The 26329-nt window shown below is 41.4% G+C and carries 31 protein-coding genes and 2 tRNA genes; 28 read left to right on the top strand and 5 right to left on the bottom strand.

Features of this window, described 5'->3' with window-relative positions:
• Positions 1-14 precede the first annotated feature (14 nt).
• The 3 genes from CGC64_RS15255 to CGC64_RS15245 all read left to right on the top strand — a co-directional run bounded on the left by CGC64_RS15255 (position 15) and on the right by CGC64_RS15245 (position 2203).
• Positions 15-530 carry a hypothetical protein gene (locus CGC64_RS15255; protein ID WP_005678078.1) on the top strand — a complete coding sequence of 172 codons (516 nt, stop codon included), beginning with the start codon at positions 15-17 and terminating at the stop codon, positions 528-530.
• A gap of 152 nt (positions 531-682) precedes the next feature.
• Positions 683-1639, top strand: coding sequence for a manganese catalase family protein (locus tag CGC64_RS15250; protein WP_005678080.1), 957 nt, complete (start codon positions 683-685; stop codon positions 1637-1639).
• Between the two features lie 261 nt (positions 1640-1900).
• A complete protein-coding gene (locus CGC64_RS15245) occupies positions 1901-2203 on the top strand; it encodes a hypothetical protein (protein WP_005678083.1) in 303 nt (100 codons plus the stop codon).
• A gap of 84 nt (positions 2204-2287) precedes the next feature.
• Here the strand turns inward: CGC64_RS15245 and CGC64_RS15240 are convergent, their stop codons facing one another.
• Entirely contained in the window at positions 2288-2554 is a 267-nt protein-coding gene (locus CGC64_RS15240; protein ID WP_005678084.1) for a hypothetical protein, read from the bottom strand.
• Positions 2555-2814: 260 nt separating this feature from the next.
• Between CGC64_RS15240 and CGC64_RS15235 the strand changes: the two genes are divergently transcribed.
• From CGC64_RS15235 to CGC64_RS15225, 3 genes are all read left to right on the top strand, one after another.
• Positions 2815-3075 carry a GlsB/YeaQ/YmgE family stress response membrane protein gene (locus CGC64_RS15235; RefSeq protein WP_005678085.1) on the top strand — a complete coding sequence of 87 codons (261 nt, stop codon included), beginning with the start codon at positions 2815-2817 and terminating at the stop codon, positions 3073-3075.
• Positions 3076-3105: 30 nt separating this feature from the next.
• Positions 3106-3402, top strand: a complete 297-nt coding sequence (locus tag CGC64_RS15230; protein ID WP_005678086.1) for a YtxH domain-containing protein — start codon at positions 3106-3108, stop codon at positions 3400-3402.
• Positions 3403-3479: 77 nt separating this feature from the next.
• Entirely contained in the window at positions 3480-3668 is a 189-nt protein-coding gene (locus CGC64_RS15225; protein ID WP_005678087.1) for a hypothetical protein, read from the top strand.
• A 65-nt stretch (positions 3669-3733) separates the two neighbouring features.
• Here CGC64_RS15225 and CGC64_RS15220 read toward each other — a convergent pair whose 3' ends face one another.
• On the bottom strand, positions 3734-4666 hold the full coding sequence (locus CGC64_RS15220; protein ID WP_005681397.1) for a YihY/virulence factor BrkB family protein: 933 nt from the start codon (positions 4664-4666) through the stop codon (positions 3734-3736).
• A gap of 187 nt (positions 4667-4853) precedes the next feature.
• Between CGC64_RS15220 and CGC64_RS15215 the strand changes: the two genes are divergently transcribed.
• From CGC64_RS15215 to CGC64_RS15160, 13 genes are all read left to right on the top strand, one after another.
• Positions 4854-5045 carry a hypothetical protein gene (locus tag CGC64_RS15215; RefSeq protein WP_005678089.1) on the top strand — a complete coding sequence of 64 codons (192 nt, stop codon included), beginning with the start codon at positions 4854-4856 and terminating at the stop codon, positions 5043-5045.
• Between the two features lie 160 nt (positions 5046-5205).
• Positions 5206-6333, top strand: coding sequence for an OmpA family protein (locus tag CGC64_RS15210; RefSeq protein ID WP_005678090.1), 1128 nt, complete (start codon positions 5206-5208; stop codon positions 6331-6333).
• 193 nt (positions 6334-6526) lie between these two features.
• Positions 6527-7600 (top strand): STM4015 family protein, encoded by a 1074-nt coding sequence (locus CGC64_RS15205; RefSeq protein WP_032855268.1) that lies wholly within the window; start codon positions 6527-6529, stop codon positions 7598-7600.
• 5 nt (positions 7601-7605) lie between these two features.
• The gene (locus CGC64_RS15200) at positions 7606-8616 is read left to right on the top strand and encodes an STM4014 family protein (protein WP_005678092.1); all 1011 of its coding nucleotides are present in this window, start codon (positions 7606-7608) and stop codon (positions 8614-8616) included.
• Positions 8603-9457 carry an STM4013/SEN3800 family hydrolase gene (locus CGC64_RS15195; RefSeq protein WP_005678093.1) on the top strand — a complete coding sequence of 285 codons (855 nt, stop codon included), beginning with the start codon at positions 8603-8605 and terminating at the stop codon, positions 9455-9457. The genes CGC64_RS15200 and CGC64_RS15195 overlap by 14 nt, the downstream gene beginning before the upstream one ends.
• Entirely contained in the window at positions 9454-10728 is a 1275-nt protein-coding gene (locus CGC64_RS15190) for an STM4012 family radical SAM protein (RefSeq protein WP_005678094.1), read from the top strand. Before CGC64_RS15195 ends, CGC64_RS15190 begins: the two co-directional genes overlap by 4 nt.
• A gap of 38 nt (positions 10729-10766) precedes the next feature.
• Positions 10767-12296, top strand: a complete 1530-nt coding sequence (locus CGC64_RS15185; protein WP_032855231.1) for an STM4011 family radical SAM protein — start codon at positions 10767-10769, stop codon at positions 12294-12296.
• Positions 12297-12374: 78 nt separating this feature from the next.
• On the top strand, positions 12375-12530 hold the full coding sequence (locus CGC64_RS19025; protein WP_005681386.1) for a hypothetical protein: 156 nt from the start codon (positions 12375-12377) through the stop codon (positions 12528-12530).
• A gap of 62 nt (positions 12531-12592) precedes the next feature.
• Entirely contained in the window at positions 12593-13156 is a 564-nt protein-coding gene (locus CGC64_RS15180; RefSeq protein WP_005681385.1) for a Crp/Fnr family transcriptional regulator, read from the top strand.
• An 86-nt stretch (positions 13157-13242) separates the two neighbouring features.
• The gene (locus tag CGC64_RS15175; RefSeq protein WP_005678097.1) at positions 13243-13569 is read left to right on the top strand and encodes a DMT family transporter; all 327 of its coding nucleotides are present in this window, start codon (positions 13243-13245) and stop codon (positions 13567-13569) included.
• A gap of 228 nt (positions 13570-13797) precedes the next feature.
• Entirely contained in the window at positions 13798-15162 is a 1365-nt protein-coding gene (locus CGC64_RS15170) for an MATE family efflux transporter (protein WP_005678098.1), read from the top strand.
• 224 nt (positions 15163-15386) lie between these two features.
• Complete coding sequence (locus CGC64_RS15165; protein ID WP_005678099.1) at positions 15387-16274, top strand: AraC family transcriptional regulator; 888 nt, start codon at positions 15387-15389, stop codon at positions 16272-16274.
• An 89-nt stretch (positions 16275-16363) separates the two neighbouring features.
• Positions 16364-16786 (top strand): pyridoxamine 5'-phosphate oxidase family protein, encoded by a 423-nt coding sequence (locus CGC64_RS15160; protein WP_005678101.1) that lies wholly within the window; start codon positions 16364-16366, stop codon positions 16784-16786.
• A 237-nt stretch (positions 16787-17023) separates the two neighbouring features.
• Here the strand turns inward: CGC64_RS15160 and CGC64_RS15155 are convergent, their stop codons facing one another.
• The 3 genes from CGC64_RS15155 to CGC64_RS15145 all read right to left on the bottom strand — a co-directional run bounded on the left by CGC64_RS15155 (position 17024) and on the right by CGC64_RS15145 (position 18081).
• Complete coding sequence (locus CGC64_RS15155) at positions 17024-17620, bottom strand: type 1 glutamine amidotransferase family protein (RefSeq protein WP_005678102.1); 597 nt, start codon at positions 17618-17620, stop codon at positions 17024-17026.
• Between the two features lie 259 nt (positions 17621-17879).
• Positions 17880-17953 (bottom strand) — tRNA-Asp (locus CGC64_RS15150).
• A gap of 54 nt (positions 17954-18007) precedes the next feature.
• Positions 18008-18081: transfer RNA gene (locus tag CGC64_RS15145), tRNA-Asp, on the bottom strand.
• Positions 18082-18523: 442 nt separating this feature from the next.
• Between CGC64_RS15145 and purU the strand changes: the two genes are divergently transcribed.
• The 9 genes from purU to CGC64_RS15100 all read left to right on the top strand — a co-directional run bounded on the left by purU (position 18524) and on the right by CGC64_RS15100 (position 26234).
• The gene (gene purU, locus CGC64_RS15140) at positions 18524-19381 is read left to right on the top strand and encodes a formyltetrahydrofolate deformylase (protein WP_005678104.1); all 858 of its coding nucleotides are present in this window, start codon (positions 18524-18526) and stop codon (positions 19379-19381) included.
• Positions 19381-19971, top strand: coding sequence for an imidazole glycerol phosphate synthase subunit HisH (gene hisH / locus CGC64_RS15135; RefSeq protein WP_005678105.1), 591 nt, complete (start codon positions 19381-19383; stop codon positions 19969-19971). The genes purU and hisH overlap by 1 nt, the downstream gene beginning before the upstream one ends.
• A 139-nt stretch (positions 19972-20110) precedes the next feature.
• A complete protein-coding gene (gene hisA / locus CGC64_RS15130) occupies positions 20111-20833 on the top strand; it encodes a 1-(5-phosphoribosyl)-5-[(5-phosphoribosylamino)methylideneamino]imidazole-4-carboxamide isomerase (protein WP_005678106.1) in 723 nt (240 codons plus the stop codon).
• A 52-nt stretch (positions 20834-20885) separates the two neighbouring features.
• Positions 20886-21638, top strand: a complete 753-nt coding sequence (gene hisF / locus CGC64_RS15125) for an imidazole glycerol phosphate synthase subunit HisF (protein ID WP_005681379.1) — start codon at positions 20886-20888, stop codon at positions 21636-21638.
• 101 nt (positions 21639-21739) lie between these two features.
• Positions 21740-22351 carry a bifunctional phosphoribosyl-AMP cyclohydrolase/phosphoribosyl-ATP diphosphatase HisIE gene (hisIE, locus tag CGC64_RS15120; RefSeq protein WP_005678109.1) on the top strand — a complete coding sequence of 204 codons (612 nt, stop codon included), beginning with the start codon at positions 21740-21742 and terminating at the stop codon, positions 22349-22351.
• Positions 22336-23061 carry a cell division ATP-binding protein FtsE gene (locus tag CGC64_RS15115; RefSeq protein ID WP_005678110.1) on the top strand — a complete coding sequence of 242 codons (726 nt, stop codon included), beginning with the start codon at positions 22336-22338 and terminating at the stop codon, positions 23059-23061. Before hisIE ends, CGC64_RS15115 begins: the two co-directional genes overlap by 16 nt.
• 13 nt (positions 23062-23074) lie before the next feature.
• The gene (locus CGC64_RS15110) at positions 23075-24394 is read left to right on the top strand and encodes an aspartate kinase (protein WP_005678111.1); all 1320 of its coding nucleotides are present in this window, start codon (positions 23075-23077) and stop codon (positions 24392-24394) included.
• Between the two features lie 78 nt (positions 24395-24472).
• Complete coding sequence (gene lysA / locus CGC64_RS15105; protein WP_005678113.1) at positions 24473-25633, top strand: diaminopimelate decarboxylase; 1161 nt, start codon at positions 24473-24475, stop codon at positions 25631-25633.
• A 121-nt stretch (positions 25634-25754) separates the two neighbouring features.
• Positions 25755-26234, top strand: coding sequence for a ferritin (locus CGC64_RS15100; protein WP_005678114.1), 480 nt, complete (start codon positions 25755-25757; stop codon positions 26232-26234).
• The last annotated feature ends 95 nt before the right edge of the window (positions 26235-26329 follow it).

Raw genomic sequence — 26329 nt, 5'->3', positions numbered from 1 at the left:
TAAATGCCTTGATTATGAAAAAGTTTTTATTATTGATTTTGGTCGCAATGACCGCTTTCGGAGTGAATGCCCAAACGAGAAAAGGTGAGGGTTCTTTAATGGGAAGCCTTGGTTACCAGACTAATTACGAGAGATTCGGTTTACAAGCACAGGGACGCTATGTGATAGCCAATAATCTTAGAATAGCTCCTGACCTTACATTCTTTTTTCCGAAAGACAAAGCAACGGGACTGGATGTGAATGTAAACTTCCATTATGTGTTCAATTTCAGTAAGGATGGACAAGGATTCTCCGTTTATCCTCTTGCGGGAATCGGTATGCAGAACAACTTTTATGGAAAGCAGGATGTCGAGGTCAATGGTGTAACCACTCAGGTGGATAGAAGTAACTCGACCAAGTTTGCTTTTAATCTTGGAGGCGGTATTACATTACCTTTGTCGGAACGTAGCTTTTTAAATGCGGAAGCGAAATTTATGTTTGCCGAGGATGACAATGTCGTTATCATGTTAGGTTATGGTTATAAATTCTGATTCTTATTGTATGCCGGACGGCATTCATGCTATCCGGCATATTTTTTCTGACGATCTCACGTTAAAAGAGTACGTGAACATATAAAATAACATGTTATAAATATAGATGTACATCTTAATCAACCTGAATTATTAACTTAAAAAAATCGATTATGTTTTATCATGTAAAAGATTTGCAATTCAATGCCCGCGTCTCCAGACCGGATCCGCGTTTCGCACGCATATTGCTTGAGGCATTTGGCGGTGCTAATGGAGAATTGACTTCAGCCCTGCAATATTTTGTACAGGCTTTCAGTTGTCATAACCCGTTCCCGGATAAGTATGACATGCTGATGGACATCGCTACGGAAGAACTGGCGCATCTCGAAATCGTAGGAGCTACTATACAGATGCTTCTCGGCCCGGTAAACGGTGAGATGAAAGATGCTGCGGAGACAATGGAAATTCGCAAGCTGATGGATGGCAAGTCCGCTAAAGAAGAATTTATCCAGCAAGCGTTTACAAATCCGCAGTGTGTGGTGGTTGCCCCAGGTAGTCCGATGTTGACAGACAGCAATGGAAATCCATGGTGCGGAAGTTATGTATCTGCCAATGCGGAACTAACGGTAGACCTTCAGTCCAATATGGCGAACGAATGTCGCGCCAAGATTGGTTATGAAAATCTGCTGAAGTTTACTGAAGATCCGTCAGTAAGAGAAACTCTTATTTTCCTGATGACTCGTGAAGTTACGCACTTCCAGCAGTTTGAGGCAGCTCTGAATACCATTCAACCGAACTTCCCACCCGCAGTGTTGCAAACTTCACCGAAATATAGCAACCTTTACTTTAATCTGTCAAAAGGCGAAGAATTCCGTGGTCCATGGAATGAAGGCCAGAGCTCACGATTGAAAGAAGAGTGGCAGTATATCGACAATTCGTTGGAAGAAGTGAGAAAGACAAACGGACTGGTGGACAGAAAACCTGAAGGGACGGAACGTACTGAAAAACAGGTCGCCCAAATGGACAAACAGTTGTCTGACGAACGCAGCAATGAAGTGCTCTCTGCAACTCCTGAAAAGGAGCTGATGTGGTGTGATTATCAGAAATCAGAAAAAAGCAGCAAAAAATAAATAGCTGCATATAATCTATTTTTTAACTTTTAATTTTTTGTGTTATGAATAAGAAAACTGAAAAAAAACAGGAAGCAAAGAGTTCCAAAAAGGAAACTCAGGCTGAAGAAAGCAAATCTGCAACTTCCAGCAAGAAGTCGGATAAAAAGTAATGCTTTAGATTCTTAAATCAAGTTCAAGTTTTTTCCGGCGGAAGATGTTCGGAATACCTTTCGCCGGAATTTTTAATTCTATTTTATGAAATAACTAATTTGAGAGAATATGGAAACAAGAAAAATAATGTTCGCAGTTCTGGCGTTGATATGCGCTGTATCTTTGGCTGTAACTTCTTGCAAAGATAAAAAAACGCAGGATAAGGTTAACAATCGGATTGAGAATGCAAAGGAGTCTGTTGACAGGGCACTTGATAAAGTTTCTGATAAAATGGAAGTGGGAGCGGATAGTGTGAAGGAAGCTTGGAAAGAAACCAAGGAGCAGGTCAAAGAGGGAGCTGATAAAGCTAAAAAGGAAATAAAGGAAGGGTATAATAATGCCAAAAAAGAAGTGAAAAAGACACTTGATTGAGCTTTGTTGAAACATGTTTCATACATCGGAAACATCGTATTTTCATTATTTGCTTTCAGAAAGGACAGTGTCTATCCTGTCCTTTCATTTATCAGTTTCCAGTTTGTATAATTCTAGTTTGTATTGATTCAGATACCAGCAATTCCCGTCACATATTTTTTTGGTCAACGTTCCGAATAAGGAGCGGGTCATGCATCTGTTGCCAAACAGGTTGTTACAACGTAATCTGTATGCTTCGATAGCCAGTGCCCTTTCTGCCATACGTCCTTTGGTGTATGCGTCCGAACACATCTTATGTATGTTTTCATACTCGGTTTGACCTGTAAGAAATAAATTATCGCAATTTTTCATATTCCGGTATTTTTAATGTTTTATATTTAGTAAAACATATTGCGGAATGCGGAGGTTTAAGTTGAGCTTTTAATCATTCTTAATATTGCTCGTTATGTTGCTAAAATATGATAAATATAAAATTTGTGTTAAAATATAGGATTGAATTGGAACTAAATGATACTAAAAGTCGTTTTTTAATAAAATGAAAATCTTATTATAACTGGAGAAAATAGTAAACCCTTTTTTGAAATTTATATATAAACCTAAATTCTTTAATTATGAGTGTAATTTGGTACATTATCATTGGAATTGTTGCCGGTTTTTTGGCCGGTAAGATTATGAGAGGAGGAGGCTTCGGTCTTTTGATTAATCTGGTTGTTGGGATTATCGGTGGCCTTTTAGGCGGCTGGGTATTCGGTTTACTAGGTATCGCTGCCGGCGGTATTCTGGGTAGTCTTATAACTTCGGTTGTGGGTGCTGTGTTGCTATTATGGATTTTGTCCTTGTTTAGAAAACACCCTAGAAGCGAAGAACTCTGATTTATTAACTTTTAAAACTTAAACTTCATTATGGAAAGAGGAAAATCTAATTTTCTTATCGGACTGGGAGTAGGTTCGGTAATTGGTGCACTGGTCTATCGTTTCTGGCATTCACCTAAAGGAAAGTGTGTGAAAGAAAAAGTAAATCATGCATTTCAGAAAGTAACCGGAGACAGTGTTAATTTGATTGACACGGTAAATGACAAGGTATTGGACGCCGGAACAAAAGTGGCTGACAAGGTAGCTGACGGAACCTTTTATGTTGCCGAAAAAGCGGATGATGTAAGAGATAAAGTCCATGCAATGGTAGATAAGGCTAAAAAATAGTTAGGGTTTTGTTGTTCTGCAATGGGAGGATAGTGTGAGTGAAAGCTATTCTCCCCTTTTACTAAAACAAATTTATTATGAAAGCTAATAATTTCAATTTATGGTTTCGGTTGACAGTAGGCTCAGCTATTGGTGCAATTGTATATCATTTCTCATCAGGTCGGAAGACTGAGAAATTGAGAAAAATGGTACGTATGAGAAACCAGATAAAAGAAAGTGAGAATAAGGGCGAGATTTATACACTCTCGGCTAATGCCAGACGATAAGCTGCATGTTTGCCTGTCACCAGTTTCAGATAGATAATAGATGCTGCTGAAACTGGTGCTTGAAGTTAATTGACAGGTTTGTTTTCTTCACGTATTTCAATGACTTTGGTTGCTACGGCATACTCGTCCGGGAAAATCTTCCCGCCTAACTCGTTTGCCCACGCTTTCGTAAATTCCGCTCCTGTATATATGATAATGGCTGAATAATAAATCCATGTGATGAAAATAGCCATAAACGCCGCCGCTCCATATACGGTTTCTATATTTGCAAATCCGATATAAAAGGATATTCCCCATTGTCCGATCAATAATAAAACGGTAGTGACAAGTGCTCCTATAATTACATCTTTGCTTTTAATCTTTGCGTCCGGCAATATCTTGAATATGAGAGTGAATATAACAGTGGTTACACCTATATTAATTATCATTCCTATCGTTTTTACCAAAGATTCTGCTATATCCGGATTGTTGGTGATGAATTTGTTGCTTATATCTGTGATAAGATTGGTAATGGTAAAGGTGATTAGCAGGATAAAAGCGAAAGCAAGGATAACCGAGAAGGATAGCAATCTGTTTATGATATATTTAAGCCAGCTCTTCTTGGGGACGGCTTTTATTCCCCAAATGGTATTTAGGGAACTTTGTATTTCTGCGAAAACAGTCGTTGCACCGAAAATGGTGACACCTATACTGATAATGGTGGCAAAGGAAAATGAATCGGTTGTCTCTGCATTTTCCATAATTGCTTGAAGTGCATCAATCACTTTGGAGCCGACAATGGGTTCCAGTTGGGCATATAACTGATTGGTGAAATCGATATTGAGTAATACTCCGATAGTAACAAGGAGTGAGAGCAGAGGGATGATTGAGAACAGGGTTGCGTAAGCCAGTGACGCGCTCAATCTCATGACGTTGTCATCAATAAATCCTTGAAAAGTATCTTTTATTATTTTAATAGATACAGACAACTTTTTCTTGTTTTGGGCTAAGATTTTCATTGGCATTTTCTTTATTCTAACGAACATAATAATTTATTTGTTCGGGCATTATATAAAAAATCTATCAATAGGGTTTGCATTCTTGAATTTTTTGTTAAAAGATAAATTTGATGAAACCAACATATGCTTTTGTTGTTTATATATTGAAATGTGATTCTAAAATTATTTATAATAAAATTGTACTGTTATGGTTGGATTTGTAATTTGGATAGTTGGTTTGATATTAACTATTAAGGCGGCTTTGGAGATAGGACGTCTTTATGCACCCTGGGAAAAGAAGTTATTGGCTATTGTACTGATTCTTCTTACCAGTTGGATAGGATTGTTTTTCTATTATTTCTATGCTAGAAGCCGTATGACGGGTTGGCTGAGTGAATAGTTGTTAATTAGACGACAGGCGTATGAACTAATTTTTTATACAATATGTTGTTTAATGTAAATAACGAATTTGATTATAAACTAAAGAATTAGACATGGAACACATAAGACATTTCTAATGATTTAGCAAGCAAAACATCACAGTTTAAAAACATTTGATTATGAAAAAATCTATTATTTTATTAGCTTTTGTATTGGGCGCATTTACTGCAAATGCCCAATCAGTAGTAGAAGGTACAAAGTTTACAGACAACTGGTCTGTTGAAGTAAATGCGGGAGCAATCACTCCTCTTACTCATAGCGCTTTCTTTAAGAGTATGCGTCCCGGTTTTGGAGTAGGGTTCTCAAAACAATTGACTCCTATCTTTGGTTTGGGATTCCAGGGAATGGGATATATCAATACCACTCCGAGTAAAACGGCCTTCGATGTTTCGGATGTCAGTTTATTGGGTAAGGTTAATTTGATGAACCTGTTCGCAAGTTATCAAGGTCAGCCTCGTTTGTTTGAGATAGAAGCTGTGGCCGGAATGGGTTGGTTGCATTATTATGTAAATGGTGACGGTGATCAGAACTCATGGTCTACCCGTTTCGGATTGAATTTCAATTTCAATCTCGGTGAAACGAAAGCGTGGACATTGGGAATTAAACCTGCTATCGTATATGATATGCAAGGTAACTTCCCTGAGACAAAAAGCCGTTTCAATGCGAATAATGCAGCGTTTGAACTGACTGCAGGATTGACTTATCACTTCAAGACAAGTACCGGAAACCATTATTTCACCAAAGTAAAAGTCTACAACCAGGCGGAAATCGACGGGCTGAACTCTTCAATCAATGCTCTTCGTTCTGAAGTGAACAATAAGGACGGTGAGTTGAACACTGCCAACCGGCAAATCAACGGCTTGCAGAAAGACTTGGAAGAATGTCGTACAAAGGTAGTTCCTGTTGAAACAGTAGTCAAAACCGCTCGCGTTCCGGAATCTATCATTACTTTCAGACAAGGTCGTTCATCAGTAGACGCGTCACAGTTGCCGAATGTGGAACGTGTAGCTTCCTACATGAAGAAATATCCTGATTCAAAAGTGATTATCAAAGGATACGCTTCTCCGGAAGGAAGTGTGGAAGTCAATGCTAGAATAGCTGCCGCACGTGCGGAAGCTGTCAAGACTATCCTGGTCAATAAATACAAGATTAACGCTTCCCGTATCACTGCCGAAGGTCAGGGCGTAGGTGACATGTTTACCGAACCGGATTGGAACCGCGTAAGTATATGTACTATTGAAGATTAATACAGAAGTATAGAAACTGAATAGTAAGGGCTGCTCCGGAAAACGGGGGCAGCCCTTCTTGTTTGTATCTTCTAGTTTTGAAAGTTTAGTGTACGATTGCTTTGTACGTGGCGAAAAATAATTATTTTTGCAGACGTCGTTCATGCGTTCTTGCGCTTTGAATGGGCAAATATCAACCATTAAAAAAAGTATTATGAAAAGAGTATTCGTATTTCAAGACTTTAAGTCACAGAAATTCTGGAGTATAGATGTAGTTGGAACAGACGTAACCGTTAACTATGGCAAATTGGGAACAGACGGTCAGACACAAGTCAAAAACTACTCGACTGCTGAAGAAGCCGAAAAAGCTGCCAATAAACTTATTGCGGAGAAAACAAAGAAAGGCTATGTGGAAACAGCAGAGGAAACGGCACGCGAGATGAAAGTGGAAGCCAAGAAATACACTTTGAGTTATGATGAATACGAAAACGATGTCCGGCTATTGGATAAGATTTTGAAAGACAAGCATTTGCCCGAATATAAACAAATCACTATCGGTTGTTGGGACTATGAAGGTGAAGATTGCTCCGATTTACTGAAAGGAATACTCGAAAATAAAGATAAATTTGCACACATTGAAGGCTTGTTTTGGGGAGATATCGATCAGGAAGAACAGGAGATCTCCTGGATTGAACAGGCAGACCTCAGCCCGTTGCTCGACGCTATGCCCAAATTGAAAGACTTGAAAATAAAAGGTACGAATTGCCTGCGCCTGGGACAAACCTCACGTCCGGAATTGCGTTCACTGGAGATTATCAGTGGCGGTCTTCCTACGGAAGTCGTAGAGGATATTCTGGCGTCCGATTTTCCGAATCTGGAAAAACTGGTTCTGTATGTCGGCGTGGAAGACTACGGCTTTGAAGCTGATATTGAGATATTCCGTCCGCTTTTCTCTAAGACGCGTTTCCCGAAATTGACTTATCTTGGCATCGTGAACTCGGAAGAACAGGATGAGATTGTAAAAATGTTCCTGGAGTCGGATATCCTTCCTCAATTGGAGACAATGGATATTTCGGCAGGTGTCCTCAAAGATGAAGGTGCCCAACTCTTGCTGGACAATATGGACAAGATTGCCCATTTGAAGTTTATTAATATGCGCTACAATTATTTGAGCAAGGGTATGAAGAAGAAGTTGCAGGAACTTCCGATGAAGATTGACATTGCAGAATCGGAAGAAGCTGATGAGGACGACGGTGAAATGTGGTATTACCCGATGATTACGGAGTAGGGGAAATGCAGATAATCGTTGTCAGCAACTCTCCGTTCAAACGCATCGAATACTTTGTTGAAGCCGGCAGGAGCTTGCAGACGGGAGTCCGCTTTATGACTTACGAAGAATTGTTCAATTGCCTGCCATCATTGCGGCAGGCAGTTGTCAAATTGGAACCGTGGGTAAGCTGCGAAACGGATTTTCTGAAATATACCCTGTTTAATGACGAATACAAAACGATATTACAGCGGTTGGACGAGACGGCACTGCCTGACGATGTGCATTTCTTGAATCCGCCTCATGCATTATTGCAGGCTCTTGATAAAAAGGAAGCCAAACGGATTTTATCAGCCAATGATCTGAATGTAACTCCGATGTTGGATACTCCACATTCTTTCGATGAACTGGCGCAAGCTCTTTCCGGTTGTAGCAGGGGGTGTTTTCTGAAACCACGTTATGGTTCGGGAGCAGGTGGCATTATGGCAATCCGCTATCAGCCGCGTCAGAAGAAATGGGTGGTTTATACTACCTTGCAGAAAGTGGACAGAGTCATTCATAATACAAAACGTATTCATCGTCTGACTAAGGAGCAAGATATTCTTCCATTGGCGGAAGCGGTCATGCATACCGGGGCTATTTTGGAAGAATGGATACCTAAGGAGCAGTTGCAGGGAGAGAATTATGACCTTCGGGTAGTATCTGGAGAGGAAGAGATTGACTATGTGGTAGTCAGATGTAGCAAGGGGGGTATAACCAATCTGCACCTGAACAACAACGCACGCCTGTGGAGCGAACTTCCCTTGTCAGAAGATGTCCGTCAACGGATTTACCTCTTATGCAGGAAAGCCGTCCGCACACTGGGTTTGCGATATGGCGGAGTAGATGTACTGATAGAAAGAGGAACGGATACTCCTTATATTATTGAGGTCAACGGACAAGGCGACCACATTTACCAGGATATGTACGCTCACAATTCTATTTATACCCGACAGATAAGAACAATAAAAAAGAAATATGACCATGCAGATAGATGAACTGCCCGCTGGAGAACAAAACCAGTGTCCTGATATGGATATGAACCGGGTGGTAGGGACACATGATATACTTATGCTTTGCTTCGATACGTTGCGCTACGATGTGAGTAAAGCGGAAGAAGCTGCCGGAGGGACACCGGTTCTGAACAGTCACGGTGGTTTGTGGGAGAAAAGGCATGCGCCGGGAAATTTTACTTATCCCTCTCATTTTGCTATTTTTGCAGGCTTTCTTCCTTCGCCGGCAGAGCCTCATTCCTTGCGTAGCCGTAAATGGCTGTTTTTCCCTGTGCAGGCAGGGACGGGGCGTATCCCGCCCAAAGGCAGTTATCCGTTTACGGAAGCTACTTTCGTGCAGAGCCTTGCCAATAAGGGATATGAGACAATCTGCATAGGCGGCGTGAATTTCTTCAGCAAACGCAATGAACTGGGACGTGTGTTTCCCGGTTATTTTACGAAAAGTTACTGGCTGCCGATCTTTGGCTGTACGGCTCCTGACAGTACGGAGAAGCAGATTGATTTTGCCTTGAAGAAACTGGAGAATTACTCTGCGGACAAACGTATATTCATGTATATCAACTTTTCCGCTATCCATTACCCGAACTGTCACTATGTGAAAGGTAAAACGAAAGACGATAAGGAATCGCACGCGGCGGCATTGAGATATATCGACAGTCAGTTGCCCCGTTTGTTTGAAGTTTTTCAGAAGCGTGCCGACACACTGGTGATTGCCCTTTCCGACCACGGCACCTGCTATGGTGAAGACGGCTACGAATATCACTGCATATCCCACGAAACAGTCTACACGGTTCCTTACAAACACTTTATCCTGACGAAACAATGAATCAACCTCTATCCCGATATGTAGACTATATGTATAGTTATCCGCATAAAACGGCGTACCGTCCTTTTCCTGCTCCGGTTTCGTTGCTCCCATATTTGGAGCAACTGCAAGGCAGAAAGGCGTCACTCTACTTTCATATCCCTTTTTGTAGCCATAAATGCGGATACTGCAACTTATTCTCTTTGCAAACGAACCGTACAGAATATATCGCCACTTATCTGGACACCCTTCACAGACAGGCGCAACAACTCTCACCGCTCACTGCCGGACTGACGTTTGATAGCTTTGCCATCGGCGGCGGTACTCCGTTGCTGCTGACTGTTCCGCAACTGGAACAACTAATGGCTACCGCCGCTTTGTTCGGCGTGCATCCGTCCCATGCCTTTACTTCCGTAGAGACTTCACCGGAATATGCAGATCGTCCGCGTCTCAATGTCTTGAAAAAGGCGGGAGTATCTCGCGTAAGTATCGGCATACAGAGTTTTCAAGATGAAGAACTGAAAGCTATCAAAAGGCGTCCCCGGCAAAACACTATTTATCAAGCATTAGACGATATCCGCCAAATGGATTTTCCCTATTTCAATATCGACTTGATTTATGGTATTAAGGGACAGACGGTAGAAAGTTTCCTCTATTCACTGGAAGAAGCGCTCCGGTTCCAGCCGAACGAACTGTTTATTTATCCGCTATATGTACGTCAGGGTACAGGTATTACCGAACGGGAACCAGATGATGTCTGTTTTCGAATGTATCGTGCCGCTTGCAAGTTATTGCAAGCAAAAGGCTTTCTGCAAACATCCATGCGGCGTTTCATTCATCATCCGTCCACTGACGCGGAAGTCTCATGTGGCGATGAAGTAATGCTTTCGTGTGGGTCGGGTGGACGCAGCTATTTGGGTGATTTACACTATGCTACCCGGTATACAGTCTGTCAGCAATGCATTGCCCGCGAGATAGACGAATATATGGCAACCACTGATTTCACCGTAGCCCGTAACGGATTTATCCTTTCCGCAAAGGAACAACAACAACGTTTTATCATCAAGAATCTGATGTACTATATGGGGATTGACAAGGCTGAATATACTCGGCGTTTTGGAGAGCCGCTTGATAGGACTCCGTTGTTCCGCCAATTGGCGGAACAGTACTGGATAGAGGAAACTCCTGAACGTATCCGGCTGACTCCCGAAGGACTTGGTTATTCCGATTATATCGGTCAGCTATTTATCACTCCGGGAATCAGGCAATTAATGGAGACTTATTCCTATTGAATGAAAATTGAGTGAAGTTTAAATGATATTTGAATGAAATGACAAACGAGGGTTCTTTACTTTCCGTCCGACGTATATACTATCGGGGTAAATTGAATAGTTGTAACTACACTTGTTCTTATTGTCCTTTCGGCAAGAAGTCTCATCCTACATCTACGATGCAGGACAAACAGGCATGGAGTCGTTTTATTACTGCTATTGAGCAATGGAAAGGAGAGTCTTTGCAACTATTTGTCATTCCCTATGGTGAAGCACTCATACATCGCTATTATAGGGAAGGAATCATACAGCTTGCGTCATTGCCGCAAGTTACCGGAATTTCCTGTCAGACTAATCTTTCTTTTCCTGCCGATGAATGGCTGAACGAACTCCGGACTGCTCCGGCATTGATAAATAAGATAAAAGTTTGGGCTAGCTTTCATCCGGAAATGACTTCAGTAGAGAAATTTGTCCGGCAACTTCATACGCTCCATAATGCAGGAATACAGGTTTGTGCCGGAGCTGTCGGTAACCCGTTGGCAAAAAATATACTTGTTGATTTGCGAAATACTCTTTCACCGGATATTTATCTGTTTATTAATGCCATGCAGGGGTTAAAGTCTCCATTGAGCAACGAAGATGTTCGTTTTTTTACTCAACTGGATAATCTTTTCGAGTATGATTTGCAAAACGCTCCGGCTCAATGGGAGAATTGCTCAGGCGGAAGAAGTGCTTGCTTCATTGACTGGAAAGGGGATATCTTTGCCTGTCCTAGAAGTAAGGTGAAGATAGGCAATCTTTATCGGAGTCAAAAGCTAGACACTTCGCTTTCTTGTCAGCGGAAAGTTTGTGATTGTTACATTGCTTTCAGTAATCTGACTAATCATCCTTTGCATTCTATAATGGGCAAAGGTACATTTTGGCGGATACCGGAGAAGCCCTTGATTACTGCCGTTTTTTTCGATGTGGACGGAACATTGACCGATGCACAAGGAAAAGTTCCGGAAAACTATGCCAATGTCTTACACTATATGGCGCAATCTGTCCCATTATATCTGGCTACTTCTTTATCAGTGGAACAGGCGCGGAGAAAATTAGGTAAGACTCTTTTCAGTTTGTTCAAAGGTGGGGCATTTGCAGACGGTGGATTATTGTTGTATGACGGGCGGAACCGATGTTTATCGGTTGAATTACTACCGGATGTAAACGGGGAATCCGCAAAGATAACGGCGCATAGCTATGAAGGCCAAGTCTATAAGTATAGCATGCTGGTTTATGAGAAAGAACAGAGGGAGAACATTCTTTCCCGATTGAAAGCAAAACCTTATCAGGTATTTTATAAGCCACCCCTTATCACAGTTGTACATAAGGAAGCCGGCAAAAAGAAAGGAGTACTCCATATATGTAAAGTTTTAGCTTTCCCTCTGGAGCAAGTATTGATTGTCGGCAACTCGCAGAAGGATTGGGAAATGATGTCGGCAGTACCCCATTCTTGTGCAGTGATGAACTCCGAACCGTTTTTGACAGAACATGCCCGCTACACGTTGAATCCCGACCGCCTGCCTGCTTTCTTCCGTTTCCGCGAATAGAAAAGCAGATAAAGTTATTGTATATCAATTTAAAGTGATTATTTTCGCAGCCTACGTTATCTAAAAACGCATCAAGTTATGAAAGTACAAAACAACATATGTGAGGGAAGTCTCATCACCAATTACCTTCCGGCGGATTACTGTGATTCTTTTTCAAAAACAATAGTGAGTGATAAAGTGGTTACTCCCGAAGTATTGACGATTCTACTTCTTCTTTATTCGTCCTTTCCATAAAACGATCATGCGTTCCATTCTGAACAGAGTTGCCAAACAAATGAAATAAAGAATCTATGGATATGGACATCTATGACATTATTGATAATATTTACAAACTGCCGCTTGCATCCAAGGAAGCCCTGTTGAATGAAACACCGGAAGTAACCTATCCTAAAGGTTTCCACCTGTTTCTGGCAAACCGTAAAAGTTCCAAATTCTATCTGATGAAGAAAGGAATGTTGCATGCATATACCTATAAATCGGACAAGAAAGTGACATTCTGGTTCGGAAAGGAGGGCGACGCTATTTTCCCTTTGCAGACCCTTTACAATAATCAGGCGGGATATGAGAATATAGAATTATTGGAAGACAGTGTGCTGTATGAATTAAGTGTCGACAAACTGCACGACCTTTATCTGGCGGATATACATATAGCCAACTGGGGGCGGAAGTTTGCCGAAAGGGAGTGTATCAAATCAGAACAGCTATTTATATCACGGCAGTTCAAGACCTCATTGGAACGCTATCAGGATTTGATTGCTGATTACCCCGATATACTTCAACGTGTTCCATTAGGTATTATCGCTTCCTATCTGGGAATCTCCCAAGTTAGTCTGAGCAGAATAAGGGCGAAGATAAGATGATTTTTTATCAAATGTAAAATCCCTTTTTTACAAATGTAAAATAGAGGCTGCCGGAAATTCATGACCTTTGCAAATAAAAAAATGTTATGAATTGGATTCTTTTGATTTTGGCAGGTTGCCTTGAGCTGGTGTTTACTTTCTGCCTGGGAAAGATAAACAGGGTATTCGGAATGGAAAAATATGTGTGGTCATTCGTACTCTTGGTATCCTTATGTGTGAGTATGCTGCTTCTGATAAAGGTGACCAAGACATTGCCGGTTGGTACGGCTTATGCGATATGGACAGGCATCGGTGCGGCGGGCACGGTATTAATCGGTATTTTCTTCTTTAAAGAACCTGCAAGTGTGGGACGGTTGTTCTTTATCTTCACACTGATTTGCTCCATTATCGGGTTGAAATTGGTATCACATTGATACCCGATTGTATCCTGAAAAATAAAGTGCAGCTATAATTTGGTAGTTATGAAAACAAAGCCCATATTTGCAGCCCGAAAATAGGGACAGGCATAAAAATCCTCATCGGAGGGTGCTATAATAGATAATTATAGTGCTGGATAAGATGAATGGTGTAAATCATTCGCTTGTCCGGCACTATTTTTTATTGTAACAATTTAAGATAAGAAGTAAAGTATCGAAGAAACTATGAAAGAGTTGAATTTGACACAGGGGAGCGTTCCGAAAGTATTGCTGCAATTTGCAGTACCTTTCCTTATTGCCAATGTGCTTCAGGCACTTTATGGTGGGGCGGACTTGTTTGTTGTAGGGCAATACGATGATTCTGCCAGTGTGGCGGCTGTGGCTATCGGCAGCCAGGTGATGCAGACGATTACAGGTATCATCCTTGGCATTACGACAGGGACAACCGTACTGATTGCTATTGCCACCGGAGCAAAGGATAATAGGAAAGTGGCATCTACAATCGGTTCTTCCGTATGGCTGTTTTCAATCGTAGGTGTTTTGCTGACTTTAGTCATGGTCGTGTTTCACGGGCAGATAGCCGAACTGATGCATACGCCTGCGGAAGCAATGGCTGATACGAAAAGTTATATTTTGGTATGTTCGACAGGTATTTTATTCATTATTGGGTACAACGTAGTGTGTGGTATCCTGCGTGGACTGGGCGACTCCAAAACACCGCTTTATTTTGTAGGATTGGCGTGCGTGATTAATATTGTCCTCGACTTTATCTTGGTCGGCTATTTCCATTTGGGGGCTACGGGAGCCGCATTGGCTACAATAACAGCACAGGGGGGCAGTTTTGTTATTTCGCTTTGGTTCTTGCACGGTCATGGATTCCATTTCGAGTTTACTCGGAAAGATATCCGGCTTAACAAGAACTTATCCAAAAAGATTATGGTGCTGGGAGCACCTATTGCGTTGCAGGACGCGTTAATCAATATTTCATTCTTGATTATAACGGTCATTGTCAACCAAATGGGAGTCATCGCATCGGCGTCTTTGGGTGTTGTGGAGAAAATCATCGTTTTTGCAATGTTGCCGCCAATGGCGATATCATCGGCAGTGGCAACCATGACGGCACAGAATTACGGTGCGGGACTGATACAGCGGATGAACAAATGCCTGGCTTCGGGCATTGGGATTGCCCTTGTTTTCGGTGTATCGGTTTGTGTGTATTCCCAATTCCTTCCGGAGACGCTTACCGCATTCTTTTCCAAAGATGTGGCGGTGGTGACAATGGCGGCGGAGTATTTGCGGGGGTATAGTATCGACTGTATCATTGTAAGTTTTGTGTTTTGCATCAATTCTTACTTCAGCGGACAGGGGAATTCATTATTCCCGATGATTCACAGTCTGATAGCGACCTTCCTGTTCCGTATTCCGTTGTCGTACTGGTTCAGTCAGATAGACAGTTCCTCGCTGTTCCTCATGGGCTTTGCTCCGCCCTTGTCGACGGTGGCTTCGTTGTTGATTTGTATTTGGTATTTGCGATATAACCAAAAGAGAATGTACTCGAAAGGCACTGCGATGCCTGCTATATCGAATTAAGTGTTTTCTAAGTGACATATATTAACTAAAATCAATTTGTATGGAAGCTTATTTGAAGAAACTCTGTTTTGAGTATTTGGCGGGAAGTCAGAAATAAGAAAGCGTTTAGTTATCTATACTTTTAAAGATATTCCTTATCAGATAGTCTATTATTGTTTCCATTTCTCTCTAAAGTGGAAAAGCCTTGGATTATTTGATAAGGAATATTATTTTTGTACTTCATAATGAAGAACTCGATACCCCGATATACTTTCCACAAAAATAAGTATGGCAGTGAACTTTTGATTGATGTCGTCGAACTGAAATATGTGAAGAAGTTCCTGGCTGAAAGTTCCGTCCATACATTGACTTATTATGACATTACTTTTATAACGGAAGGAGAGGGGAGCTTTTCCATTGACAACCGTACTTATGAAGCTTTCCCTCAAGATGTGTTTTTCTCAAAAGCGGGAGAGATTCGGAACTGGGATACGCGTCATATAACAAATGGATATGCCTTGATTTTTGAAGATGAGTTTTTATCGTCCCTCTTTAGAGATTCCATGTTTGTCCGGCATCTTGCGTTTTTCAAACCGGAAAAGACATCAGCCAAACTGCATCTTCCAGACGAACTTTATACACGTGTCCTTCAAGTATTACACAATATCAAAACGGAGATTGACTCTTACAAACAGAATGATAATGACGTGCATGTTTTGAGGGCATTGCTGTATGAAGTTCTAATGCTGTTGGAGCGGGCGTATCAGAAGGCGGTTTCAAACGAAGAAATCCCCACAGATAAAGAAATCAATAATACTCATATAGACAGATTCATCCATTTGGTCGGAACCCATTTGAAGGAACAACATTCCGTTCAGTTTTATGCGGATAAACTTTGCATCACTCCCAATTACCTGAATGAAATCATAACGTCGGTAATGGGGGGTAGTGCGAAACAATACATTCAGAATAAAGTGATAGATGAGGCTAAGAGATTACTTGCTTATACAGACGCTCCGATATCGGATATTGCGTTTGAGCTTCATTTTTCAACGGTTTCTTATTTTATCCGCCGCTTCCGGCAGCATACGGGAGAAACTCCCTTGCTTTACCGTAAAAAGTATAAACCGTAAAAAGTACTATTTCTCCCTTTCTTTTTATTGCATCGGCTCTGCTCAATATCCTTACTTTTGCATCAAATAATAACCAATTAAATTATTAAATGATGAGAGATGTAGAAAAAACGGTGGGAACCATGATTGACAAGCAGAAAACAGCCTTTATCGGTTCCATAGACAGCGAAGGATTTCCCAATATCAAAGCCATGTTGCAACCCCGGAAAAGGGAAGGGATAAAAACGATTTATCTGACAACGAATACTTCGTCAATGCGTGTTGCACAATACCGGAAGAACAGTCATGCCTGTATTTACTTTTGTGATAACCGCTTCTTTCGGGGAGTAATGTTGCGCGGTACCATGGAAGTGTTGGTTGATAGTGTCAGTAAAGAGATGATATGGCAGGAAGGCGATATAATGTATTATCCCGAAGGTGTTACCGACTCCGACTATTGTGTATTGAAATTTACGGCAACTTCCGGTAGGTTTTATAGTAATTTCAAATCGGAGAGCTTTATCGTAGAATAGAACTCATAGTACATAAGAGAAATTGAGTGACAGAGCTTTTATAGTCTCAATGTACTATTTTTAAGATTTTATAAAAGAATAGCGATTTAAAAAAACAATGAATTGGCGACTAAATTGTATCGCTCAATGCAATAATATGTATAAATACAGACCTATTTCTCTTAGACGTAGTACAATTGTAACCATTCTGATTGTTTAAATATTCTTTTTTTAAGAATGGTCATTCTTTCATTCGTTTTATGTCTCCGGGCAGAATCCATTTTTGTAAAACAGATAACTTTCTTCTATCGCATCGGTTGTATCCGCTTCTAATGCATATAATATTTCCTTGCAAAATTCCAGTTGCCCGGTTCCGTTGGCAGTTACAATATTTCCGTCCCTTACAGCCTGTTTGTTGATATAGTTGGAATCGCCTGTATATTTGTCTCCGGCATACTGTTTTAAATAATCGAGTGTATTGCTGGTATGCTTAACCTCATTAAGAAAACCATGCATACCAAGAAATACAGAAGCATTGCATATTCCGGCAACTAACTTATTCTCTTTTACTGCTTTTTCTACAAGTGGAACTATTAGTTCACCTAGAGGTGAGAACCAATTCATTCCTCCAATTAATACCAAACCGGCATAATTTTCCGGCATATCGTTGAGCCCGTAATCGGGCAGCACCTTGAATCCACCTATTGAACTTACAGGTTCTTTGGTTATTGATAAAGTTTTCACTTTATAACTAATAGGATTTCCGGGCTTGACTCCCTGATTCAAACAGGTAGCTATATATGCACCTTCCCAGTCGGCGAAACCTTCTAGAATTACAAATATTACTTCTTTCATATAAACTTCTATCTTTTTGCGTGTACGAAGATACTATATTTAATTGATTGTAGAACGTTTTTATTTAATTGTTATTATCTCATGTGATGTATAACCTTTCTGTTATATTTTCCATTATAGCCTTTATTAGTACGGCATCATAAACTTATGTATGAAAAAAAAATATCTTTTGATGTGCTCGGTGTGTGCAGGAGGGAGTGATAAAAGAAAAAAGCTCTGTAATTCAATGTTTACAGAACTTTTTCCTTTTCTTAAGAAGCGGTGCGTACGGGACTCGAACCCGTGACCCCATGCGTGACAGGCATGTATTCTAACCAACTGAACTAACGCACCAAATTTTATTTAGACTAACTCATTTTATTTCTTTCCACCTCTCTAGTAAAGAAGCGGTGCGTACGGGACTCGAACCCGTGACCCCATGCGTGACAGGCATGTATTCTAACCAACTGAACTAACGCACCAGAATTTCATTTTGTTAATCTGCATCTCTCTCGATTGCGGGTGCAAAGGTAGTTGTTTTTTGTAAATCTGCAAGCGTTTTGAGAAAAGTTTTTTTCAAGAAAAAACGAGAAGAACGTTTAGTGCCTCATTTTGAGTACTTTTGTAATGAAAAAAAATATTGTTTTTTCTTCTCTCAGGATAATGACGCTATCCGGTTGTCATAGTGACGCCATTATAATGAGATAGTGACGTTATCCGAAGACAATAGCGTCACTATCCTGAAGTTTGTCATCCTCTTCATAGAAAATAGTTCCCGATTTCTTTCTATCTGTAAGAAACCACCGTTTTTATATCAACTTTCTGCTTGAATAATTCGTAATTTTGCAATAAATCGTTATTTTTGCGGACTAAAATAAGAAAGGTGGAAAATATTCTGCCGGGAATCGTAAATTAGTAAAAAGAATGATGACAACAGCCAAACTGTTATTGCACTGTCCCGACAAACCGGGAATCCTTGCGGAAGTGACAGACTTTATTACGGTAAACAAAGGAAATATTATCTATTTGGATCAATATGTAGACCATGTAGAAAACATCTTCTTCATGCGTATTGAATGGGAATTGAGAGACTTTCTGGTTCCCCAGGAAAAGATTGAAGATTATTTCAGAACACTTTACGGCCAAAAGTACGAAATGGATTTCCGCCTTTATTTTTCGGATGTAAAACCGCGTATGGCAATTTTCGTTTCTAAGCTGTCGCATTGTCTTTTTGATATGCTGGCTCGCTATACAGCCGGAGAGTGGAATGTGGAGATACCTCTTATAATAAGCAACCACCCCGATTTGCAACATGTAGCCGAACGTTTCGGTATCCCTTTCTATCTGTTCCCTATTACTAAAGAGACAAAAGAAGAACAGGAGCGTAAGGAAATGGAACTGCTTGCCAAACATAAAATTACATTTATCGTACTGGCACGCTATATGCAAGTGATTTCCGAACAGATGATTAATGCTTATCCGAATAAAATAATCAATATTCATCATTCTTTCCTTCCTGCGTTCGTCGGTGCGAAACCATATCACGCCGCCTTCCAGAGAGGTGTGAAGATTATTGGTGCAACAAGCCATTACGTAACGACAGAGTTGGATGCAGGTCCGATTATCGAACAGGATGTAGTGCGTATCACTCATAAAGATTCTATTGAAGATCTTGTAAACAAAGGAAAGGACTTGGAGAAAATCGTTCTCTCGCGTGCGGTACAGAAGCACATTGAACGTAAAGTTTTGGCCTATAAAAATAAAACAGTAATATTTAGCTGATGAAAGTAGCAGTCGTAAAATACAATGCCGGCAATATCCGTTCTGTGGATTATGCATTGAAACGGTTGGGGGTGGAAGCAGTGATTACTGCCGATAAAGAAGAACTCCAGTCGGCCGATAAAGTAATTTTCCCCGGAGTAGGAGAGGCGGAAACTACCATGAACCACTTGAAAGCGACAGGATTGGACGAACTGATAAAGAACCTGCGTCAGCCTGTGCTCGGAATTTGTCTCGGTATGCAGTTGATGTGCCGTTATTCTGAAGAAGGAGGAGTGGATTGCCTGAATATTTTTGATGTGGATGTGAAACGTTTTGTTCCGCAAAGGCACGAAGATAAGGTGCCGCACATGGGGTGGAATACAATCGGCAAAACGAACAGCAAACTCTTTGAAGGATTTACCGAAGAAGAATTTGTCTACTTCGTGCATAGCTTTTATGTGCCGACTTGCAACTTTACTGCCGCTACGACTGATTATATTCATCCGTTTAGTGCTGCCTTGCATAAAGATAACTTTTATGCCACCCAGTTTCATCCGGAGAAAAGCGGTAAGACGGGAGAGAAGATTTTGACGAACTTTCTGAATCTATAATAAACTCCACCATAATTTATAATAAACTCGTTCATCGTTTATAATAAACTTTTTGAGGGGATAAAAAGCGGTGTTGAACAGATTGGAAAGAGGTAGTAATAAGAGAACTGTAAATTGTCAAATAGCAAATAAATAATAGATGATAGAAATTATTCCAGCCATTGATATTATTGACGGAAAGTGTGTACGCCTTTCCCAGGGAGATTACGACAGTAAGAAAGTATATAACGAAAATCCGGTGGAAGTTGCCAAGGAATTTGAAGCGAACGGTGTTCGCAGACTTCATGTGGTGGACTTGGACGGAGCTGCTTCTCACCATGTAATCAATCATCGAGTATTGGAACAAATCGCTACCCGTACTTCCTTGATAATAGATTTTGGCGGCGGAGTAAAGAGTGATGAAGATTTGAAAATAGCTTTCGAAAGCGGTGCGCAAATGGTGACGGGCGGCAGTATTGCCGTGAAAGACCCCGAACTGTTCTGTCATTGGCTGGAAGTGTATGGAAGTGAGAAAATCATATTGGGAGCGGACGTAAAGGAACATAAGATAGCCGTAAACGGTTGGAAAGACGAAAGCGCCTGTGAACTTTTCCCGTTCCTCGAAGACTATATAAATAAAGGTGTCCGGAAAGTGATCTGCACGGACATCAGTTGCGACGGGATGCTGAAAGGCCCCTCTATTGACTTGTACAAAGAAATGCTGGAAAAATTCCCCGATCTCTATCTAATGGCCAGCGGCGGGGTAAGTAATGTCGATGACATTATTGCTTTGAACGAAGCCGGAGTGCCCGGAGTAATCTTTGGAAAAGCTCTTTATGAAGGACATCTCACCCTGCAAGACTTGAGAATCTTTTTGGATTGAGACTTTTGAAAGTCTGATTTTGAATTGTCAAACAGTAAATAAAAATAGGATTGTGTTAGCAAAAAGAATAGTACCTTGTCTGGACATCAAAGACGGACAAACCGTGAAAGGAACGAATTTTGTAAATTTGCGCCAGGCCGGTGATCCGGTGGAATTGGGACGTGCTTATAGTGAACAGGGAGCTGATGAACTTGTTTTCCTGGATATTACTGCCAGCCATGAGGGGCGTAAGACTTTTACGGAATTGGTAAAACGGATTGCTGCCAATATCAATATTCCGTTTACCGTAGGCGGTGGAATCAATGAATTGAGTGATGTGGACCGTCTGTTGAATGCCGGCGCCGATAAGATTTCTATCAATTCGTCTGCTATCCGCAACCCGCAGTTGATTGACGAGATTGCCAAGAATTTCGGTTCGCAGGTTTGTGTGTTGGCAGTAGACGCCAAGCAAACGGAAAAAGGCTGGAAATGCTACCTGAATGGTGGACGTATTGAAACTGACAAGGATCTGTTTGACTGGACAAAAGAAGCACAGGAACGTGGGGCCGGAGAAATCCTTTTTACGAGCATGAATCATGACGGAGTAAAGACCGGATATGCGAACGAGGCACTTGCCGCTTTGGCTGGACAACTTTCGGTTCCTGTGATTGCTTCGGGAGGTGCAGGCTGCAAAGAGCACTTCCGTGACGTTTTTTTGCAAGGAAAAGCAGATGCGGCACTGGCTGCCAGTGTTTTTCACTTCGGAGAAATAAAAATTCCCGAATTAAAATCGTATCTTTGCGGCGAAGGAATTACCATTAGGTAATTGTTGCGTTGCAAAAACAGGTTTTTAGGCTGCGGCGAAGGATTTGTCATTGGATAATTGCACATAATTAGCGAATAAGTAAATTAAGAACTTAAAATAAAATGGAATTGGATTTCTATAAGATGAACGGACTCGTTCCGGCTATCATACAGGACAACGAAACATGTAAAGTCCTGATGCTGGGCTTCATGAATAAAGAGGCTTATGATAAAACGGTAGAAACCGGAAAAGTAACTTTTTTCAGCCGAACAAAGAACCGTCTTTGGACGAAAGGCGAAGAGAGTGGCAATTTCCTTCACGTCGTTTCTATCAAGGCCGATTGTGACAATGATACGTTATTGATACAGGTGAATCCGGTAGGTCCGGTTTGCCACACAGGTACGGATACTTGTTGGGGTGAAAAGAATGAAGAACCGGTCATGTTTCTGAAAGCATTGCAGGATTTTATTGACAAACGTCATGAAGAAATGCCGGAAGGTTCTTATACGACCAGTCTGTTCGAATCCGGAATCAATAAGATAGCACAGAAAGTGGGCGAAGAAGCAGTAGAAACTGTCATTGAAGCAACAAACGGCACCAATGAGCGTTTGATTTACGAAGGAGCCGATTTGATTTATCACATGATTGTATTATTAACTTCAAAAGGTTACCGCATCGAAGACCTTGCACGCGAATTGCAGGAAAGACATAGCAGTACATGGAAGAAGCATTAATTCAATATAAGAACGTAGAAATACATCAGCAGGAACTCTGTGTGCTAAGTGGTGTAAATCTGGAACTGCACAAAGGAGAGTTCGTCTATCTGATAGGAAAAGTAGGCTCCGGAAAAACAAGTCTGCTCAAGACCTTGTATGGCGAACTGGACGTAATTGACGGTGATGCGGAAGTGCTGGGCTATAATATGCGCTCTATCAAACGTAAGCATATCCCGCAGCTACGCCGGAAGTTAGGCATTGTGTTTCAGGATTTTCAACTGTTGACAGACCGTACCGTGTACAATAATCTGGAGTTTGTACTTCGTGCCACCGGCTGGAAGAATAAACAAGAGATAAAAGAACGTATTGAGGAAGTGCTTGATTTAGTGGGGATGTCCAATAAAGGCTATAAAATCCCTAACGAGCTTTCTGGCGGCGAACAGCAGCGTATCGTAATCGCACGTGCCGTACTCAATTCTCCGGCTATCATTCTGGCGGATGAACCGACCGGAAACCTGGATGTAGAGACAGGTAAGTCCATTGTAGAATTGTTGCACAACATTTGTGAAACCGGTTCGTCCGTAGTGATGACGACACACAATCTGCAATTACTGAAAGAATATCCCGGCAGGGTATACCGTTGTGCCGAACATCATATCACCGATGTGACCGACGAATATATGCCCCGACAGAGAACAATAGAAATAGATTTAAATATAGATAACTAAAACAGTAACGAAAATGAAAGTTTTAAAGTTTGGAGGAACTTCCGTAGGTTCTGCTCAGCGCATGAAGGAAGTAGCCAAATTGATTACCGATGGTGAACAGAAGATTGTTGTCCTTTCAGCTATGTCAGGTACGACAAACACATTGGTGGAAATTTCGGACTATCTGTATAAGAAGAATCCGGAGGGTGCCAACGAGATTATCAATAAGCTGGAGGCTAAATATAAACAGCACGTTGATGAACTGTACGCAACTCAGGAGTATAAACAGAAAGGTCTGGAAGTCATCAAGTCTCACTTCGACTACATCCGCTCCTACACTAAAGACCTTTTCACTTTGTTCGAAGAGAAAGTGGTTTTGGCACAGGGAGAGCTTATCTCTACGGCTATGGTGAACTTCTATCTGCAGGAATGTGGTGTGAAGTCAGTATTGCTTCCGGCTTTGGAATTCATGCGTACTGACAAGAACGCAGAACCGGACCCTGTATATATTAAGGAGAAACTGCAGGCACAGCTCGAACTTTATCCGGATATGGATATTTATATCACACAAGGTTTCATCTGCCGCAATGCTTATGGCGAGATCGATAACCTGCAACGTGGTGGCAGCGATTACACAGCTTCCCTGATTGGTGCAGCCGTGAATGCTTCCGAAATCCAGATATGGACAGATATTGACGGAATGCACAACAACGACCCGCGCATTGTCGACAAGACTGCCCCGGTTCGCCAGTTGCATTTTGAAGAAGCAGCCGAGTTGGCTTACTTCGGTGCAAAAATTCTGCACCCGACCTGCATTCAGCCTGCTAAATATGCCAATATCCCTGTACGTCTGTTGAATACAATGGATCCGCATGCTCCGGGGACATTAATTTCTAATGACACAGAGAAAGGGAAAATCAAAGCTGTAGCTGCAAAAGATAACATTACGGCCATTAAAATCAAGTCAAGCCGTATGTTGCTTGCTCATGGTTTCCTGCGCAAAGTATTCGAAATCTTTGAAAGTTACCAGACTTCGATCGATATGATTTGTACTTCGGAAGTCGGTGTGTCTGTCACGATAGATAACACGAAACACCTGAACGAGATTCTGGATGACTTGAAGAAATACGGTACAGTGACCGTCGACAAAGAAATGTGTATCATCTGCGTCGTGGGCGACCTGGAGTGGGAGAACGTCGGTTTTGAAGCAAAAGCGCTTGACGCCATGCGTGACATACCGGTACGAATGATTTCATTCGGAGGAAGTAACTACAACATTTCTTTCCTCATTCGGGAATGTGACAAGAAGACAGCATTACAGTCGCTGAGCGATATGCTTTTCAACAACAAATAATTCCACAAATTATATTGAGCGCTTTTACCAAACTGATAAAAGCGCTCTTTTTAACTAACTAAACAAGTTTTTTGAGTTATGAAAGGAATATTTCCAATCGATAAGTTCCGTACTTTGCAGACACCTTTCTATTATTACGATACGAAAGTGCTGCGTGATACATTGTCGGCTATCAACCAGGAGGTTGCCAAATATCCTAACTATTCCGTACACTATGCAGTAAAAGCAAACGCCAATCCGAAAGTGCTTACCATTATCCGTGAAAGCGGTATGGGAGCAGATTGTGTGAGTGGTGGAGAAATCCGTGCTGCTATCCGTGCCGGATTTCCTGCAAGCAAAATTGTCTTTGCGGGAGTAGGCAAAGCCGATTGGGAGATTAACCTCGGACTGGAATACGGAATCTTCTGTTTCAATGTAGAATCTATTCCTGAACTGGAAGTGATAAACGAACTTGCTGCTGCTCAAAATAAGATAGCCAATGTGGCTTTCCGTATCAATCCCGATGTCGGTGCGCATACTCATGCCAATATTACGACCGGCCTGGCCGAGAACAAATTTGGAATCAGTATGCAGGATATGGATAAAGTGATAGATGTGGCAGTAGAAATGAAGCATGTCAAATTCATCGGACTTCACTTTCACATCGGTTCTCAGATTCTGGATATGGGTGACTTTATTGCCCTTTGCAACCGTGTCAACGAATTGCAGGATAAGCTGGAAGCCCGTCGCATTCTGGTGGAACACATCAATGTAGGCGGTGGCTTGGGCATTGATTACGGACATCCCAACCGTCAGCCAATTCCCAACTTTAAGGATTATTTCTCAACCTATGCCGGACAACTGAAACTGCGTCCTTATCAGACTCTGCATTTTGAGTTGGGGCGTGCAGTCGTTGGCCAATGCGGTTCATTGATCTCCAAAGTGTTATATGTGAAACAGGGAGCGAAAAAGAAATTCGCTATCCTTGATGCAGGCATGACGGACTTGATCCGTCCCGCCTTATATCAGGCATACCACAAAATGGAAAACATCACTTCTGAAGAACCGGTAGAATCTTATGATGTAGTAGGGCCTATCTGCGAATCGTCGGATGTTTTCGGAAAAGTGATCGATCTGAACAAGGTGAAGCGAGGCGACTTGATAGCTCTTCGCTCAGCAGGTGCCTACGGCGAGATTATGGCTTCCGGCTACAACTGTCGTGAGTTGCCGAAAGGATATACTTCTGACGAGTTGGTGTAAATAAAATGTGAATGTAGTTTAAAAATACAGGGGAGTCGGAACAATTTTAACTGAAATCTTGTTATTTTTGTAATGAGTTCAATAAGAAACTACATTAACAACTTAATAAAAAGATACGATTATGATTTCAGAAAAATTACAAAAGGCAATCAATGAACAGATCACAGCAGAAATGTGGTCGTCTAACCTGTATTTGGCAATGTCTTTCTTCTTTGAGAAAGAAGGTTTCAGCGGTTTTGCACATTGGATGAAGAAACAGTCTCAGGAAGAAATGGGACATGCTTATGCAATGGCTGATTATATTATCAAGCGTGGTGGAACTGCAATGGTCGACAAGATTGATGTCGTTCCTAACGGCTGGGGTACTCCGTTGGAAGTGTTTGAACACGTTTACAAACACGAATGCCATGTATCTGCATTGGTAGACAAACTGGTTGACGTGGCTGCCGCTGAGAAGGACAAAGCAACTCAGGACTTCTTGTGGGGATTCGTTCGCGAACAGGTAGAAGAAGAAGCTACTGCACAGGGAATCGTTGATAAGATCAAGAAAGCCGGTGACACCGGTATCTTCTTTGTTGACTCACAGTTGGGACAACGTTGATAATAGTCTGAAAATATATTTATAATATATAGGAAGCTGTTTGGATTTATTTCCGGACAGCTTCTTTTTCATTTCATGTGTAATAGTGTGCGGAT

The organism is Bacteroides caccae (assembly GCF_002222615.2).
Taxonomy (GTDB): domain Bacteria; phylum Bacteroidota; class Bacteroidia; order Bacteroidales; family Bacteroidaceae; genus Bacteroides; species Bacteroides caccae.
This window is presented reverse-complemented; position numbering and strand designations above follow the sequence as displayed.

Excerpts from the sequence above, each read along its gene's own strand:
- CGC64_RS15195 (WP_005678093.1), top strand. The coding sequence starts at position 8,603 with ATGCAGATAGATGAACTGCCCGCTGGAGAACAAAACCAGTGTCCTGAT.
- CGC64_RS15210 (WP_005678090.1), top strand. The coding sequence starts at position 5,206 with ATGAAAAAATCTATTATTTTATTAGCTTTTGTATTGGGCGCATTTACT.
- CGC64_RS15240 (WP_005678084.1), bottom strand. The coding sequence starts at position 2,554 with ATGAAAAATTGCGATAATTTATTTCTTACAGGTCAAACCGAGTATGAA.
- CGC64_RS15110 (WP_005678111.1), top strand. The coding sequence starts at position 23,075 with ATGAAAGTTTTAAAGTTTGGAGGAACTTCCGTAGGTTCTGCTCAGCGC.
- CGC64_RS15205 (WP_032855268.1), top strand. The coding sequence starts at position 6,527 with ATGAAAAGAGTATTCGTATTTCAAGACTTTAAGTCACAGAAATTCTGG.
- lysA (WP_005678113.1), top strand. The coding sequence starts at position 24,473 with ATGAAAGGAATATTTCCAATCGATAAGTTCCGTACTTTGCAGACACCT.
- CGC64_RS15200 (WP_005678092.1), top strand. The coding sequence starts at position 7,606 with ATGCAGATAATCGTTGTCAGCAACTCTCCGTTCAAACGCATCGAATAC.
- CGC64_RS15250 (WP_005678080.1), top strand. The coding sequence starts at position 683 with ATGTTTTATCATGTAAAAGATTTGCAATTCAATGCCCGCGTCTCCAGA.
- CGC64_RS15115 (WP_005678110.1), top strand. The coding sequence starts at position 22,336 with ATGGAAGAAGCATTAATTCAATATAAGAACGTAGAAATACATCAGCAG.
- hisH (WP_005678105.1), top strand. The coding sequence starts at position 19,381 with ATGAAAGTAGCAGTCGTAAAATACAATGCCGGCAATATCCGTTCTGTG.
- CGC64_RS15155 (WP_005678102.1), bottom strand. The coding sequence starts at position 17,620 with ATGAAAGAAGTAATATTTGTAATTCTAGAAGGTTTCGCCGACTGGGAA.
- CGC64_RS15255 (WP_005678078.1), top strand. The coding sequence starts at position 15 with ATGAAAAAGTTTTTATTATTGATTTTGGTCGCAATGACCGCTTTCGGA.
- CGC64_RS15165 (WP_005678099.1), top strand. The coding sequence starts at position 15,387 with ATGAAGAACTCGATACCCCGATATACTTTCCACAAAAATAAGTATGGC.
- CGC64_RS15220 (WP_005681397.1), bottom strand. The coding sequence starts at position 4,666 with ATGAAAATCTTAGCCCAAAACAAGAAAAAGTTGTCTGTATCTATTAAA.
- CGC64_RS19025 (WP_005681386.1), top strand. The coding sequence starts at position 12,375 with ATGAAAGTACAAAACAACATATGTGAGGGAAGTCTCATCACCAATTAC.
- CGC64_RS15160 (WP_005678101.1), top strand. The coding sequence starts at position 16,364 with ATGATGAGAGATGTAGAAAAAACGGTGGGAACCATGATTGACAAGCAG.
- CGC64_RS15185 (WP_032855231.1), top strand. The coding sequence starts at position 10,767 with ATGACAAACGAGGGTTCTTTACTTTCCGTCCGACGTATATACTATCGG.
- purU (WP_005678104.1), top strand. The coding sequence starts at position 18,524 with ATGATGACAACAGCCAAACTGTTATTGCACTGTCCCGACAAACCGGGA.
- CGC64_RS15225 (WP_005678087.1), top strand. The coding sequence starts at position 3,480 with ATGAAAGCTAATAATTTCAATTTATGGTTTCGGTTGACAGTAGGCTCA.
- CGC64_RS15180 (WP_005681385.1), top strand. The coding sequence starts at position 12,593 with ATGGACATCTATGACATTATTGATAATATTTACAAACTGCCGCTTGCA.
- CGC64_RS15175 (WP_005678097.1), top strand. The coding sequence starts at position 13,243 with ATGAATTGGATTCTTTTGATTTTGGCAGGTTGCCTTGAGCTGGTGTTT.
- hisIE (WP_005678109.1), top strand. The coding sequence starts at position 21,740 with ATGGAATTGGATTTCTATAAGATGAACGGACTCGTTCCGGCTATCATA.
- CGC64_RS15235 (WP_005678085.1), top strand. The coding sequence starts at position 2,815 with ATGAGTGTAATTTGGTACATTATCATTGGAATTGTTGCCGGTTTTTTG.
- CGC64_RS15170 (WP_005678098.1), top strand. The coding sequence starts at position 13,798 with ATGAAAGAGTTGAATTTGACACAGGGGAGCGTTCCGAAAGTATTGCTG.
- hisA (WP_005678106.1), top strand. The coding sequence starts at position 20,111 with ATGATAGAAATTATTCCAGCCATTGATATTATTGACGGAAAGTGTGTA.
- CGC64_RS15215 (WP_005678089.1), top strand. The coding sequence starts at position 4,854 with ATGGTTGGATTTGTAATTTGGATAGTTGGTTTGATATTAACTATTAAG.
- CGC64_RS15245 (WP_005678083.1), top strand. The coding sequence starts at position 1,901 with ATGGAAACAAGAAAAATAATGTTCGCAGTTCTGGCGTTGATATGCGCT.
- CGC64_RS15190 (WP_005678094.1), top strand. The coding sequence starts at position 9,454 with ATGAATCAACCTCTATCCCGATATGTAGACTATATGTATAGTTATCCG.
- CGC64_RS15230 (WP_005678086.1), top strand. The coding sequence starts at position 3,106 with ATGGAAAGAGGAAAATCTAATTTTCTTATCGGACTGGGAGTAGGTTCG.
- CGC64_RS15100 (WP_005678114.1), top strand. The coding sequence starts at position 25,755 with ATGATTTCAGAAAAATTACAAAAGGCAATCAATGAACAGATCACAGCA.